The organism is Spirillospora sp. NPDC000708 (assembly GCF_040299565.1).
Lineage (GTDB): Bacteria > Actinomycetota > Actinomycetes > Streptosporangiales > Streptosporangiaceae > Spirillospora.
In genome coordinates this window covers 1-12,589 of sequence record NZ_JBEPCJ010000050.1, presented here as the reverse complement: position 1 = coordinate 12,589, position 12,589 = coordinate 1, and the positions used below count along the sequence as shown (strand labels likewise).

At 64.1% G+C, this 12,589-nt stretch carries 6 protein-coding genes and 1 pseudogene; 5 read left to right on the top strand and 2 right to left on the bottom strand.

Annotated elements, in window-relative coordinates:
* Positions 1 to 75 precede the first annotated feature (75 nt).
* The gene (locus tag ABT299_RS30350; protein WP_500252817.1) at positions 76 to 726 is read left to right on the top strand and encodes a DUF5753 domain-containing protein; all 651 of its coding nucleotides are present in this window, start codon (positions 76 to 78) and stop codon (positions 724 to 726) included.
* Positions 723 to 917: a DUF397 domain-containing protein gene (locus tag ABT299_RS30345; RefSeq protein ID WP_500252816.1), complete on the top strand. Its 195-nt coding sequence runs from the start codon at positions 723 to 725 to the stop codon at positions 915 to 917. The genes ABT299_RS30350 and ABT299_RS30345 overlap by 4 nt, the downstream gene beginning before the upstream one ends.
* 77 nt (positions 918 to 994) lie before the next feature.
* Here ABT299_RS30345 and pglW read toward each other — a convergent pair whose 3' ends face one another.
* The gene (pglW, locus tag ABT299_RS30340) at positions 995 to 5,545 is read right to left on the bottom strand and encodes a BREX system serine/threonine kinase PglW (RefSeq protein WP_500252815.1); all 4,551 of its coding nucleotides are present in this window, start codon (positions 5,543 to 5,545) and stop codon (positions 995 to 997) included.
* Between the two features lie 209 nt (positions 5,546 to 5,754).
* Between pglW and ABT299_RS30335 the strand changes: the two genes are divergently transcribed.
* Positions 5,755 to 7,509 carry a hypothetical protein gene (locus tag ABT299_RS30335; protein ID WP_500252814.1) on the top strand — a complete coding sequence of 585 codons (1,755 nt, stop codon included), beginning with the start codon at positions 5,755 to 5,757 and terminating at the stop codon, positions 7,507 to 7,509.
* Positions 7,506 to 10,247: a phospholipase D-like domain-containing protein gene (locus tag ABT299_RS30330; protein ID WP_500252813.1), complete on the top strand. Its 2,742-nt coding sequence runs from the start codon at positions 7,506 to 7,508 to the stop codon at positions 10,245 to 10,247. Before ABT299_RS30335 ends, ABT299_RS30330 begins: the two co-directional genes overlap by 4 nt.
* A gap of 493 nt (positions 10,248 to 10,740) precedes the next feature.
* Here the strand turns inward: ABT299_RS30330 and ABT299_RS30325 are convergent, their stop codons facing one another.
* Entirely contained in the window at positions 10,741 to 11,580 is an 840-nt protein-coding gene (locus ABT299_RS30325) for a hypothetical protein (RefSeq protein ID WP_500252812.1), read from the bottom strand.
* 557 nt (positions 11,581 to 12,137) lie between these two features.
* Between ABT299_RS30325 and ABT299_RS30320 the strand changes: the two are divergent.
* Positions 12,138 to 12,494: pseudogene (locus ABT299_RS30320) on the top strand (transposase); the annotation flags it as partial.
* Positions 12,495 to 12,589: the final 95 nt, after the last annotated feature.

Here is a 12,589-nt window from a genome sequence, read left to right as displayed (position 1 = left end):
AAAATGTCCGGATCAAAGTTGGCGCTAATACTCGATCTTGATAGGTCGAGTGTTTCGCGCCTTGAATCTGGCGGGATGAAGCTCCAGCTCAAGCACGCGAAGATCCTCGACCAGGAGTGGCAGACCGACGGTTTGTTCGCATTTCTGGTGGGATTCGCCATAGCCGGACATGACACCGAATGGTTCAAGGCCCACTCCGAGATGGAGCTCCGCGCCTCGGAGCTGAGGATCTGGGAGCTGTCCTGGATACCGGGTCTGTTCCAAACGGAGGACTACGCGCGAGCGTTGTTCGAGTCGGCCGGCGCGCCGGACGTCGAGGCTGACCTCGCAAACCGGATGAAGCGCCAGGAGGTTCTGAACCGCCAGCCCGTTCCCGTCGTGCGCGCCTTCCTCGACCAAGGCGTCCTTGAACAGCCCGTCGGCGGTCCAGATGTCATGCGAGCCCAACTCGCCGCACTCGTGGAGTGGTCACAACACCCGAACATCACCTTCCGGATCGTCCCGAGAAGCGTAGGCGCGCACATGGGACGAGACGGCTCATTCAAGATCATGACGGTCGGCAAGTCCGACATCGCCTACACCGAAGCGTGTGGAGGTGGGAGACTGGTCATGGACGTGGAGGAGGTACGCTCGTTCCGCCTTCGATTCGACCGCATCAGCGACCAAGCGTTGCCGGTTGACGCCTCGATCGAGCTGATCAAGCGAGTAATGGAGGGGCTTCATTGACTCTCGTTTGGCGCAAGTCCAGCCGGAGCGGCACGTCCGGCCAGAGCGACTGCGTGGAAGTCGCACAGCTCCCCGGAACAATCGGAGTGCGTGACTCCAAGGCTCCCGAAACTCCCCACCTGGAGTTCGGCGTAGCCGACTGGCGCATGTTCGCCGACCGTGTGAAGCGCGGAGACCACGACCTGACCTGACCTGTCCCCTGGCGTTGTGCGAGCCCTCGGCCCGATGCGGGTCGAGGGCTCGTCCTTCCTGGTGGTGGGCTCGCGGCTCAGGCGGCGCGGTGCACGTTGTTGATCCAGGAATCGGGTAGCTGGATCCATTCGCCCAGCGCGTCCTGGTAGGGGACGGCGACGGTAGCGAGGCGGGGTTCGCGGAACGGGTCGCCCTGCGGGCAGAGCAGCCACAATCCTCGTCCGCCTCTCCGGGCGGCGGCGGCCAGCGAGGCGAGCGACCCCATCGCCTGGTAACGGGCGAAGGCCGTCGTGTCGGTCAGTAGCAGCGGCCCAGCGCCCGACGCCATCCGGTCACGGATCACCGGCTCCAGACGACCCCACGCCGTCCGCGTGTACTCGCTGAACCGCATCGCCGCCTTGCTGCCGGGCTCGGCGACGTCCGCACGCAGGATCGTCTCCCAGGTCGGCTTGGTGCCGGGCGGAACCAGCTCGTGCAGGACGCGCAGGAACAGGTCCGTCACCGACAGCGGCTCGGCGCCGAAACGTGCACCCGACAGTTCCGCCACCGCCTCCCCGCTCAGACCGGCGCGGACGGTCAACACGCGGAAGCCGTCGCGATGGACCGACGATTCCAAGCGTTCCTCGGCCGCCGCGGCGGCGGCCATCAGCGGATCGTCGGAGTAGCGTGCCGCGTCGCCCCTGCGCGTAGAGCGGCGTGCGGCCAAGGCGGTCACGTAGCTGGAGATGATGTCCAGGTCGGTCGGCAAGTACCGGCGGGTGCCGGTGTCGCGGCGTTCGGACCGGGTCAGATCGAACCCAGCCTCGCGCAGCGCCTTGGTCAGCCGGCCGTCGTTGGGCAATCGGTCGCCCGTATCGTTGAACCGGGGGAAACGGGTCAGGACCCGCTCGTGGATCTCCTCAGCGGTCAGGCCTGGCTGGCGCTCCTCCGGGAGGCCGGGGACTAGACGCACCAGACCAGCCTGGGTGAGCCGCAGCGCCCGCACCAGCGGCAGGTCACGCGGGTAGATCTCGAGCCGCGGGGTGGCGGCGGCGGTCTTGGAGCCTGCGACGGCGATCTCGACCGTGCGGCGCTCGTCCCAATCGATCGCGCCGGGCGGCGGGCTGATCGCGCCGAGTTCGCCGAGGACGGTCGCGGCCGTCGGCAGTGTGTCGAGGCGCGCGAAACGGTCGGCGACCCGCCCCAGTCGCACGGCGTAGTCGAGCAAGCCGGGTGCCGACGGGGTGTCGGGACCGTCGTCCTCGCCGACCTCCAAGGCCAGCAGGCCGCCGTTGGCGGCGCCGCCTTCATCGTCGCGATTAGGGGTGTGGCGGAACGCGCTGTTCTCCGGGTCGTACTGTTCTGCCTCGACCACGGCCCGCACGGCGGCCAAGCCGAGGGCACGGCGCAGCACAGGCGACTGGAACTCGGTGCCATGGCGGACGGTGAGCAGTTCGGCGATCTCGGCGGCGGACGCGACCCGACCGAAACCGGCCAGCAGCTCGAGGATCTCCTCGCGCAGCTCCTTCACCGCGGCCAGCTTGCGCCAACGCTTGCGCTGCTCCTTCAGTACCTGCGGGACCCGGCCTCGGCTGATGTCCAGCGGCTCGGCCACCTTCGCCTGTGTCGGCCACACCGGGATGTCCGGCAGTTGGCCGGTCTCGTCCGGCAGCCGGAGGAGCAGCCGGACGATCTCGACCTCGTTGCGGTTCGAACCGTCCGCCTTCAGCTTTGGCACCAGTAGTGCCGCCAGCGCGTCCAGGCTAACCATGCGCAGCACGCGGCCCGGCAGAGCATCCGCTTGGTCGCCCGACACCACCGAGTCGACCAGCGACGACTCGGCCTCGCTGAGTTCCTTCGCCGCGGCCTTGCGTCCCTCGGGCGTCAGCGGGGACCGCAGTGCCCGGCCGAGATCCTCGGCCCATTGGCGCTGCCGAGCCTGGATTTCGGCGCGCGTCTTCGGCCCGAGACCGGGACCGTTGACGAGGTTGCGTCGGCTGTAGTCGAGCAACTCTCCCACGGTCGTGATGCCCAGGCTGTACAGGAACGATTCGGCGGCGGGTGTGAGACCCGCCGCTGTCAGGTGAGTCTCACGCGTTACCTGCTTGGCGAGCTTGTCGCGCTGCTGCTGCGCAGTCTCCGGTTCGGCGTCGGCGATGCCGGTCGCCGCGTCCACCGGTGCCGGATGGCGGCTCCCCGGAAAGGTGGACGGGGCACTCTCGGACAGATCCAGGAAGATCTTCTTCCAGGCGTCTCGCATCGGCTTGAGCTCGGCGAAGCGCCGCGCGGCGTCCCTGTGCAGGGCCTTGCGGAAGAACGCCACCAGGGCGTCGCGGACGGCCGGGTCGAACGCGTCGGCGGCGATGGTGGGGTAAGGCCACTCCTCCGCATCCAGTTGCCTTACCGACACCTTGCCGTCGCCCCACTTGGGAAGCTCGCCCGACGCCATCTGGTGCAGCGTGACGGCGACCGCGTACCGCTCGGCATGTGCGTCGTACACCGAACGGGTCAGGCCTCCGATGAACGGGTCGAGGTAGCCCTCGGTACCCGCTTCGGTCTCCTGGACGGGGTAGCCGGCGAGCGAGAAGTCGATCAGGACGAGTTCCCGGGTCCGGTTCGGACGGATCCGGATCGCGATGTTGTCGGGTTTGATGTCGCGGTGCCAGACGCCCTCGCCCTCCAGGAAGTCGACCGCGCCGAACAGGTAGTCGCCGTACGCCTCGAGTTGGTCGATCTGCAGGCGTCCACGTTCGCGCAGCTCACGGGCCACGGTCTCCTGGCGGTGCCGGGAGCCCTGGCCGGGCTGCTCGTCGGCGACGCGCTCGTCACCGACGTACTCCAGGGCCAGCACGGTCCGACCGCCGATGGTCAGCGGCTCCGGTTCGACCAGGCGGATCACTCGGGAGTCGGCGCGCAACCGCCCCATGACCTCCGCCTCGCGGACCAGGATCGCGGCCCGCGCGTCCGACAGCGCGATCTTCAGGACGGCCAGCGGCCGGCTGGTCCGGGCCGCCGGATCGGCATGCAGATCACGGACGAGAAAGGCGCGACTCGTCGAGCCGGTGCCCAGCCGCCGCCGGACCTCCCAGCGGCCGGCCAGCACATCGCCGGGGACGGCGTCCAGGGGATCCTTCTCCGGCATGGGCTCCGGCGCCGGATCGGCTGTGGCGGCCGGAGCGGTCAGTACGTCTTCGACGGACTCCAGCAGCTCCAGGAACTCGTCCACCGTCGCGAGCCGCCGGTCCGGACGGTACGCGGTGGCGGCCTGCACCAGCAGGTCGATGTCCTCGAACAGGCCGTCGACGATCGCGCTGGGACGCAGCCCGTCGCCCTTCTCCAGCCGGGCCAACACCTCGGCCTGGCTCGCACCAGGAGCCTTGCCCGTTGCCAGCAGGTAGGTCAGCACACCCAGGCCGTACACGTCGAGCGCCACTGCGTCGGGGCTCGGGGCCGTGAGTTCGGGTGCCAGGTAGGCGTCGGAGCCATCCGAGACATGGATCGCCGACAGCCGGGTCGGAGCGAAACGTGTCATGCCTGACGACCCGGCGCGCTGCGTCGCAATCTGCCAATCGGAGATTTGCAGCGCCGGCGAGAGCCAGCGGGCGTCCTCGTCAGAGGACGCGTCGCCACGCCGGCGCGGACGCGGGATCGCGTGAACAGAACGCGCCGCCAGGGCGCGATGGTGGATCCGGCTGGAATGCGCGGAACGAATGGTCTCGGCGAGCTGCCGGACCAGAGCCATACGGTCGAGGATGCTCAGCTTGTCGCCATAGCGGACGAGGTACTCGTCCAGCCGCAGCGTGTCGGGGTGGAAGTCGAAGATCAGAGCCGGACCGGCGGAATGGCCGGACGGGTCGTACTGCCTGAGCTGGATGACGCCCGGGTGGTGGAACCTCTGCAGGACAGCGGCTTCCCGGCGAGCGGCGTTCTCCACCGAACGGCGGATGGTTGCGTCGGCGCCGCGTTCGCTCAGATAGATACGGACCCGCGCCATCTCGTGCAGGTCACTGTGCCGGGCTAGGTAGTCGGCCCAGGTCGGGCCTGTGTCGAACGCGGTCTTCTCCAGCAGGTACGGACCAACCTTGAACTCCGCCTCGCTGCGGCGGATACCGACCCGCTCCAGCGCGGTCTTGATCGCCCGGGAACGGGGACCAGTGATCCGCCGGCGCTCGTCGTTCGGCGGCTGGCGAAGCATCTGCATGAGCTCGGCGATGGTGTGGACGCTGTGCCGGTCTCCCGTCGGGAGCTGGACTCGCAGCGAGGAGTCGGTGAAGCAGACAGTGGCGCCCACCCACACACGTTCCCCGTTTTGACCCAACAGCCCAGCAAGCTCCTTGGCCTTCTGGTTCACCAGATGCAACGGATTGCCGTGCGGAATGCGCCGACCGTTCGGCGCCATCTGTACCCAGGTACCGTTCTCGGTGGTCAGACGGCCATGCCAGTTCTTCAGCTCGATCATGTGGACGCCACCGGGTGTGACCACCAGCAGGTCCACCTCACGGATATGACCGGTGTGAGCAGTGAACGTGAAGTTCGACCAGGCACGCCACGGGTCGGCATCCGGCAGCTGCTCACGGATCGCCTGGAGGCCGCGCCGCTCGTGCTCGAACTCGGACTCCGTAACCGTCGTCCACCGACCTTCGAGCATCCCCAACCCCACCCATCGACGCGTACCTCACCGGCCGCCCGCCTGACCACCGGTGGTCAGATGCTATAGCCGAACGCGGACATTCGGACGCCCCTCGAGGAGTTCTCGACTTATCATCAGGGGAGAGATCCATAGAAGCGGCCGCGACCGACCTGAAGGAGGCATTGCCTCGCACTCCCGCAAGAAGTCCTGAGTAATGGCGGCGCGACATGGCGAAACGGAAGTCCACGACATCTGACTGGGGTTGGGAGGACAGGACCGGTCCGGTCTGGGGCGCGCAGGCATATGACCCCAAGGGCGGACAGGATCACCTGGGTCTTGGCTCGGTGAGCTCCGACCGGATACTGCCGGCGTTGTCGCCAGGTATCAACGTGCTGACCATCCACCCGAGGTACTGGTCCTTCTACGCCTGGGTGCTGGCGACGTTCTGGAACCAGAATGATCTCCCTCGGACAAGGGCGTCGTTCAGGAGCTTCTACCGGCCGCGTGAGGCACTCTTCTCGATGGCCTGTCATGTGTGCGAGGCTCCTGAGCACAACACGCTCGTCGGCAACATAGTGGGGTCGCGGCGCGTACAGGGTCTACGAAACGACCAGACCTTCGATCCCGAGCACGACTACATCAAGGAGCCGCTCGGCGGTTACGGTCTGTACTATCGGTCGGCCATGGAGGCGATGGGGGTTCTGGTCATAGCCGGAACGGATAACGACTTCCCCTTCGATGCCCCGACTCCGGTCGGCAGGGCACTTGCCGCAGCCTATGGGCGGTCCGTCGAAAAGACGCCTCTTGGTGAAATGATGGCAGCTGACAAGATACCGGAACGCGTTTCGCGTCAAAATGTCATCGCCTTCGCCGACGCAGCCTGCCTATGCCGACTCCGTGTTGCCGAGAACTTTGATCTTCCCCTCGTGCGGGATTTGTTCCTACACGTCGGTCACGGTAGCGAGCCTGCAGCTCGCCGGGAAACACTAAGGTTCGTCCTCGATCTCAGTCAGAGTTCGCAGGAGGTCGGAATCGAGCCGGATGAGTTCCGCCAGCTCGCCTTCTATCGCCAGCTAGGAGGTGCAACGTACGAGCCGCGGGAGGACTTGGCCGTCGTCGCTCGCCGCTGGCGGCTCTATCAGGCACGCGAGTACTTTTCCTTCGCGTTCAACCGCCTCTTTGGCTGGGTGACCCGCACGGGGTTGGACGAGTCCGAGGATGGACTCTCACCGGTCCCCATCGGCCGGCTCTGGGAGATAGTCGATCGGGCCCTCGACGAGAGCAGGTTCGTTAGCGAGTGCGACCTTGGTGACAACGTGGTGGACGCGACCACGACAGCGGCATCGTTCGCCGACCTGCTGGCCAAGCACGTCGACCTCAGTCCCGGCGTCAACACCATCTGGCCGCGCAACGCCAGCGTCGACGAGCACGCACTCTACGAGCGGTGCACCTCTCAGGTCGACGATGCCGAGACCTTGGTGGCGATGCTGGCCGTCCTCCTGCTCCTCTACCGCCGACTCGGCACGCCGGGAAGGGTGGCCGACCTCCAATCGGACTGGAACATCCTCCGAAGCGGTGAATCACTGCGGATCGGGATGCTCGGCTTCTTCACCCAGCTCCACAAAAGGGTTCTTGCCGGAGTCACCCTGTCCAGCCTCGCACGCTGGGTCATCAAGTACCACGTGATCATCCAGCACGAACGGGTCGCGACATCCAAGCTCCCGTATGACACCTTCCGAGTACGGCGGTCCGGCGAGCAGCTGCGTTTCTTCGTTCAAGACGCGCCGGCGGCCTTCAACGACAGCCGGTTTCTTGCGCTGAGCACGACCGTTCACGAACTAGGGCTGGTGAGTCCCCTGCGAGATGCAGGCCGCAGGTTGACGGCACCCGGGCGTGAACTGCTCGTGCAAGGGGACCTCGAAGCAGGGGACATGGAAGCGGCTGCGGCTGCCTTCGAGCCCCCGCGGGAGGATCCCAAGTGACCGAGCCGGCCGTCCCGGCACAACTCGTCGTGCCGGAACTTCTCCAAGGGCAATGGTCGAGTCTGGTCATCCTGACCTTCGGGGCCGAGCTCGGATTCTTCGAGACCAGCCTCCTCGGCCAGCTCTCGCAAGTTCCCCTCCGGGTGATCCTCGCCGATAGCGAGCAACTCGGAGCCAAGCTCGCGGAGGCCACTACCACCGGTCAGCGTTGGAGGCGGGCCAACCGAACGTACGTTGCCGGGCCGATCCGGCATCAGCGGTCTGCACATGCCAAGGTCATCATGCTGGCCGCAGAGCGCGAGGGACTGCTGGTCGTCGGTTCTGGAAACCTCGGTCACGACGGATACGCGTCGCCCGGGGAACTCTGGAGCATCTTCCGCTATCACGACGAAAGCCCCGGCCACCTTCCGGAGTTCGTGGCGGCGCGATCACTCATCGATGGCATGGCTGGGCGCGGCCTCCTAGACCCCCCGGTCGTGGAGTTACTGGGAGACGTCTGGGGAACGGCCCCTTGGATTCCGGCTACAGGAGTCGCCGACACCCTCATACGGCACAACCTCGATCGGTCCTTGATCGAGCAACTCGCTGACAAAGTCACCTGGCCAGTACGGGAACTCGTCGCTTACGCCCCCTTCCACGATCCCGAGTGTGCGGCCCTTGCCGAGCTGATCACGAGGTTCTCCCCCGCAAAGGTGACCGCCCTCGTGAGCAAGGGGACCTCCGTCGAGCCCGAGCACTTGAACTCGGTTCTGTCGAGAGTGCCAGCCGCATCCACGGAGGTCATCACCGTAGCGAGGCACCCCGCGACGTACGTCCATGCGAAGTGGGTCCACCTAATCGGCCAGGACAGAGAGGCGCTCCTGAGTGGATCGGCCAACTTGTCACGCTCAGCCCTGCTCCACTCCGCCGAGACAGGGAACATCGAGGTCGGCCTGATACGCGGGGGCGCAACGGGAGGCTTCACCTCTCTCTACGAGCATCTGCTCCGAACGCCCGTCGCGGATACCGGAGAGCTTGGGCTCCGCATCCAACCTTCTACTGAGGAGGAGATCGGGCGGCCAGACCATCCGGTCCTGTTGTGGAGCCGGCTGGACGGCAAGGCACTCATTCTGGTCTTCAACCACGAGCTCGAGGCTGGAGTGGAGCTGTCAGCGACCATCGGCGGCGTAGTGCTTGAGTACGCCTCAGTCCAGACCGACGGCACATCCGTGGTGCTGCAGCTCACCGCTGAGTCGGCTGCCGTGGTGGCAGAAGGCGGAGCCGTCGAGGTCCATCTCGGCGACGATGAAGATGCCGTAAGCCACGCCTGGCCGTATCAACTCGCCCAGCTCCGGGGACGCTTGGAGAGAGCCGGCCGCCGAGAACACTTGGCCAGGATCAGCCAGCTTCCAGACACTGAAACAGAACTGATCGAGCTCCTCCATGAATTGGAGCAGTCACTCATCATCGACGCCACCACGGCCTGGCGTGTGGCAAAGCCGACCGTGCCGCCGCCTGAGGCAGATGGCGAAGGCGTGTCGATCTCGTGGGACGACCTCGACTGGGACCGTGTCCGGCGGGACTCGCGATACACGGGCTACCTGTCGCGTGGCCGCGGCCCCGGGACCGCGCCGTCCGACATCCAACTCATCCTCGCTGCAATCAGTGGCCGTCTCGGAAACCTCGGTGTCTTCCCCCCGACGCCTGATCACGACGATGACGAATCGGATCTGGCGCGCGAGGGGGGCACCGAGTCTGCCGATGGCGCGGAGGAGCACGAAGATGAACTGGAAGATGAGCAGACAAGACGGACGCTCTCGATCAGCACGAAGGGGCGCATGGCCTGGAACCGGTTCATCAGGCGTTACGCCGTCGCCACGCGCGACGACAAGTTCGTCGAGGAAATGGGCCCATTGGTAACCGCGACGAACGCGGCCATCTTCAGTGTTCTGCTAGAACAGCTGTCGGAAAATGACTATGCGGACGCACATCGCATCATAGAAGCGCAACTGGCCGTATGGGAACTGCTATGGGGGTCGCCCGCGGGACGAGATGGAGTACTCGAACTTGCTGCTGATGACGAGAGAACAGAGATTGCAGCACGACTCTCAGAAACAGAGGTTCAAGCTGCCGCAATGCGAGCAATGGTCCGCATCTACGATCACGACCTCGACGAGGCACTGAGTCGCGCAATTCGCGATCAGGTGCGCCATTTGATCGTCGACCACGAGTTCGGCCTCGACGAGCGACTTCTTCAGGCCCTCGATCCCCAAGGAAGCCGGACCCCGACCATGCTCGCCGTCCTCACGGAGATCGCGAGTACCTCCAGCCAGCAAGAACAGGGAGACTACGTTCTTTCGCCCCTAGGTCTGTCACGCTTTGCCGCTACCTGGGAGGTTGCAGAGGTTCGACGCTCACGCGCAGGTCAGATCACCACCCTGAAAGCGGACGTCCTGGTCATCCGTGAGCATGTGCCCGGTCTCAGTAGCGACGACGTTCGAGCAGCACTTGGCCGATTGGCTGTAGCACGCCGCCTCGCTGGCTTCGATTACTCCTACCTGCGCATCCGCTTCGAAGGCAACGGGCGCGATGTGGGGATCTGGGACGAAGGAGGTGACGAGTGGAAGCTCCTCATCCAGGTCGGCGACGAAGAGAGCGAGGGCCTCACTCTCGATCCCCCCTGGCCGGACTGGCTGTTCATCCTTGACGAACTTCGAGACTGGGCAGATGCACGCAGACCCACCCGGGTTGTCGCCTAGGTTGAGTCCACACCATGAGGCGGCGAGCGGCAGGGAGAAGACGCTTCGTAACGACTAGTACTTCAATCACGGGTAAAAGCCGGCACTGGACGCTATTTATTGACAGCAGGCAACCTTCCAGAAAACGTTCCATCATTCTAGATGCCGCCCCAAGGAAAGCATAGCGCGCGCATCACACCGATGTCCCGAACCTCGAAACACTCACCCGAACCGGACCGAACACCAAGGACACCCCGATACACCACAGCACGTCACCTACAACGGCGTCGCTGTCGGTGGCTGCGGATGCGAATGCTGTCGGAGCCTTCACCCTCCATCGAGCTGCCCGCCGAACTGAAGGAAAGATCCTCCCGACCCACATGCACGCCCAGTCGCTGACGAAAATACCTTTAAAGTACTCATCACCTCCAAGTCTTTATCACCGGATCACTTGGGGGACCCTTTGATCTCCGAGGCGCGGGAGCCGACAGGAACGCAAGGCAAGGTTGATACCTCACCCATCATCTTTCTGTCGACTTTTCCTACGTCTCCGCTCTCTCTCATTCTGAGCTTTACCGCAAGCACTTGAACAATATTTCACGCCGGATTTTCGATGCTGACCATACTTGGCCGTTCCAATCTGCTGTGAGAATCGGCGGCCACATGTCTCATTTGCACATACCCTCACTGGGACTTGATTGACCATCAGGTTATAGAGCTGCAGACATGCAACCGCATATACGCTTACACTTCGCTCCTGCGGGAGATCCACCCCGACATGAAATTTAGACAACGCAACGTCCAGGAGGTCCACAAATTTATCTCGCCGCTCGTGCCAGAAAATATAAAGCATGACCTCTTCTTCGCTTGCCGTTAGCTTGCCCATGAAATCGACATATGAGATCTCCCAGTCTTCCTCAATTTCTTTCCTCTTCGCACCTATGTACTCACTCGTGAATTCTCGTTCCGCCAAAGCTTCTAGGCCGCCGGGAGTCTTCATCGCGATCCAGGTTTCAGCCAGAAAGTGCATCGCTTTGAAATGCAGCTCAATCTCGAGTGCAGTAAAGAACTGGTTCTCCGAAACTCCAAGCTTTGGCAGTTTTATATTTCTTTCCAGCTCTATCCTCCTCGCCTTCACCGCAAGTTCAGGAGTGTCGGGGGTGGGGAGCTCCTGCAAATTTGGGCTGAAGAGTTCACCGTAGTTTTCGTAAATATCTGCCGCACGCCCTAGATCATTAGGGTCGAGATCTAGCGCCTCTCTTAATATAAACTCCTCGGGAAACTCGACATAGTTTCCGGGATTCTCATAGCTAAAGATGAGGTCATTACCTATCTGAACATCAGGTACAGACATGACTTGCGGAATAGGTAGAGGACTTCCTGGCCACAACTTGAGATCGAAGAGTCCCGTGGGGGGAAGTAGTGGGGACACCTTGCCTTGCCTCCAGAGTGAGGGTGAGGGAACACTGTTGAGCGTATCCCCGCGCAGGGCCAACATGCTGGAGATTCATAGATGGCACACACGCCCTATAAAGAGACAGAATCTGGATCCCCATGCCTGCCAGCGACAGCCTAGAACCGCCAGAACGTTCAGGAAGACCAGACCAAGCAGCTACCCGCTCTTGGCGCTACTGGGTCATTCTGGCCATAGGAGTCTTCTCAGTAGTAGCCCTTGCAGTGGCCTATCCTTCTCTGGCCGCACCACTTGCTCTAGGCCTATCTTCTGCAGAAGCAATCCATCGCTCCATTAGCAGGCGATCACACTAACCAGTGTGACTGGTTACGGCTCGTGCCGCGGGACTGTCCTGAAGATCGTGTGGGTGGGGTGGTGATCCGGAAGGCTGGGGCTGGTGCCCCGGCCGGGAAGGATCACACGTGACCAACCACGACGAGGACGAGCCGCAGGGCGGGCTGGATGGGCAGCTCGCGGCCGAGCTGCTCGAGAAGGCCAAGGCGCAGGGGGTGTCACTGGTCGAGCCGGACGGACTGCTTGCCGGGATCACCAAGACCGTGCTGCAGGCCGCTCTGGAGGCCGAGATGACCGAGCATCTGGGCTATGAGCGAGGCGAACGCCCGGCCGCTCCGTCCGGCAACCACCGCAACGGCACCTCGGCAAAGACGGTGTCGACCGAGGTCGGGCCGGTGCGGATCGAGGTGCCGCGGGACCGGTCGGGGGTGTTCGAGCCGCAGATCGTACCCAAGCACGCCCGCCGGGTCGAGGGGTTCGACGAGGCGATCGTGTCGCTGTATGCCAAGGGCCTGACCACGGAGCCTTTTCCAGCTTGATCGTGCTGGTCACAAGGTGGTTGCGGTGGGCTGAGGTGGGCGGTGACGCGGCGAGGCCCCTGATAGGAGCGAAGTCG

Excerpts from the sequence above, each read along its gene's own strand:
- ABT299_RS30350 (WP_500252817.1), top strand. The coding sequence starts at position 76 with ATGAAGCTCCAGCTCAAGCACGCGAAGATCCTCGACCAGGAGTGGCAG.
- pglW (WP_500252815.1), bottom strand. The coding sequence starts at position 5,545 with ATGCTCGAAGGTCGGTGGACGACGGTTACGGAGTCCGAGTTCGAGCAC.
- ABT299_RS30335 (WP_500252814.1), top strand. The coding sequence starts at position 5,755 with ATGGCGAAACGGAAGTCCACGACATCTGACTGGGGTTGGGAGGACAGG.
- ABT299_RS30325 (WP_500252812.1), bottom strand. The coding sequence starts at position 11,580 with ATGTCTGTACCTGATGTTCAGATAGGTAATGACCTCATCTTTAGCTAT.